Annotated in this window: 1 protein-coding gene; it reads left to right on the top strand. The window is 40.3% G+C overall.

The window, feature by feature from the left end:
• Positions 1–623 precede the first annotated feature (623 nt).
• Entirely contained in the window at positions 624–1,853 is a 1,230-nt protein-coding gene (locus tag IH879_22535) for a dipeptidase (protein MCH7677706.1), read from the top strand.
• Positions 1,854–2,276: the final 423 nt, after the last annotated feature.

Here is a 2,276-nt window from a genome sequence, read left to right as displayed (position 1 = left end):
AAACCATGAAACGCCATTTGAAATTGTAGAAATTTGTAAGTTACAAAAGTGAAATTTAAAACTAAATTTATTAAAGCCGTGCTTTATCCGTACTACAAATCTGCAACATTGTGTTTTTTTTTGCAAAGTTTTTTAGCCACGGATTCTCACTGATAAAACACAGATTTATGGACTCTAAGTTTTGAATATTATTTTTTTTATTATTTTTCATTTTCTATTAACCTGAATAATTCACAAACCATAAAAGTCGTCATTCCCGAGTAGTCGGGCATGACAATATTGAAGTTTTTTGCCTGAAATGGAAATTTATGAATTAACCAGGTAACTGAGCAATTAAAATATCTTTAAAGGTTTTCACACTTTAACTACATTTATCCGTGCACATCGGTGTTAATCGGTGGCTTAATTTACAAGTTTTTTGTTGCGGCTTCGCCGCGCTGTGCGAATCCGTGGCTATATTGTTTTTTTATATGCAAAACCTTTGAAAGATGGTATCATCAGAAAAATAAATTTAAATCTCCGGGTTCTTTGTGATTCTCAGTGTTCTCTGTGTCCAAAGATTTTAAACGGTTTTCACTTTTAAAAGAAGTTTATTTAAAATGTCTAAAAAAAACGGAGGAAATATGTTACAAACTAAATTAATTGTCCTGTTATCAATTCTTGTTTTAAGTTGTCAGCAAAAATCAGTCGTGCCGGAAGGCTACGACCCCGGCATTTATGAGCAAGCTCTGAAAATTGCCCAGTCAACTATTATTTTGGACGGGCATGTCGATGTGCCGTATAGACTGGTTGAGCAACAAAAAATGGATGACATCTCCCAGGCAACTGAGGTCGGAGACTTCGATTATCCCCGCGCGAAACAAGGCGGATTGGACGTGCCTTTCATGTCGATTTATATCCCGGCAGATTACCAAAAAGAAGCCGGGGCTTCCAAAAAACATGCTGAAAAATTAATAGCCATGATGGACAGCATTGTCGCAACAAATTGGGATAAATTTGCACCAGCCATCACTCCCGATGATGTAAAACGAAACTTTGAGAAAGGGCTCATTTCATTTCCTTATGGAATGGAAAACGGCTCGGCTATCGAAGACGATTTGTCGAACGTTGAATACTTCTATAAAAAGGGTGTTCGGTATATCACTCTCACCCATGGCAAGAAGAATTTGATTTGTGATTCTTCTTTCGATCCCGACAATAAAGATTGGAACGGCTTGAGCCCATTTGGCCGGAAAGTCGTTGCCGAAATGAACCGGCTTGGCATTATGGTAGACCTCTCACATGTTTCTGATTCAACGTTTTATCAGGTTTTAAGAGAATCCAAAGTCCCGCCGATTTGCTCGCATTCAAGCTGCCGGCATTTTACCCCCGGAATGGAAAGAAATGTCGGCGACAATATGTTGAAAGCGCTGGGAGAAAAAGGCGGAGTGATTCAGATCAATTTCAGTTCTTATTTCCTCACCAAATTGGCTTACGAAAAAGGGGGTACAATGTGGGGCCACAGGTCGAAGTTTATGAGCGAGAACTCAATAACCGATGGAAATCATCCAAAGCTTCTGGAAGAAATGAAACAATACAACCAGGCCAATCCGTTTCCTTATTCGAGCCTTGACGATGTGGTTGACCATATCGACCACGTTGTAAAAGTAGCAGGAATCGATCATGTGGGCCTCGGCTCTGACTTTGACGGCGTCGGGGATACGCTGCCAGCCGGTCTGAAATCAGTTGCGGACTATCCCAACTTGATTTACCATTTGCTGAAACGGGGCTATACTGAAGCAGACATCAAAAAAATCTTAAGCGGTAATGTGCTACGTGTCTGGCAAGAGGTTGTTGATTACACGAAATCTTAGAAAATACACAGTAGGGAACAGGCATGCCTGTTCCCTACCTAACCTTTTTCTACCGTTTAAAAAACACATCCAAAAATTTTAAAAGAACCTCACGATTATTTTCCTCAAACGAATTAACATATTAACGGCTCAACCTCAGTTTTCAAATCTGCCTCATTACCTGAACCAAGAGGGCTAATCAGTATTTCTTCCTAATTGGCCAGGCCAAACCCAATTGAGGCAATTCAGAAAAGAATCTCGACCGAATCCATCAAAAAATCGATCTCGCCATTCGTCGTCGAGCCGAATTAATTGCCCTTCCTGAGACGTTTTGCTCGCGTGGTCGCTATGACCAACTCCGTTATTTAGCGCATGAAATCACTCCCAAGCTTATCAGAGACTTTTCCAAAAAGGCAAAGCAACAGAGAGTCGCTTTTCTATTAG

This window comes from candidate division KSB1 bacterium, assembly GCA_022562085.1.
In the GTDB taxonomy this organism is placed as follows: domain Bacteria; phylum Zhuqueibacterota; class Zhuqueibacteria; order Oceanimicrobiales; family Oceanimicrobiaceae; genus Oceanimicrobium.
Note: the sequence above shows the minus strand (reverse complement) of the source record. Positions and strands in the feature narration are given on the sequence as shown.

Excerpts from the sequence above, each read along its gene's own strand:
- IH879_22535 (MCH7677706.1), top strand. The coding sequence starts at position 624 with ATGTTACAAACTAAATTAATTGTCCTGTTATCAATTCTTGTTTTAAGT.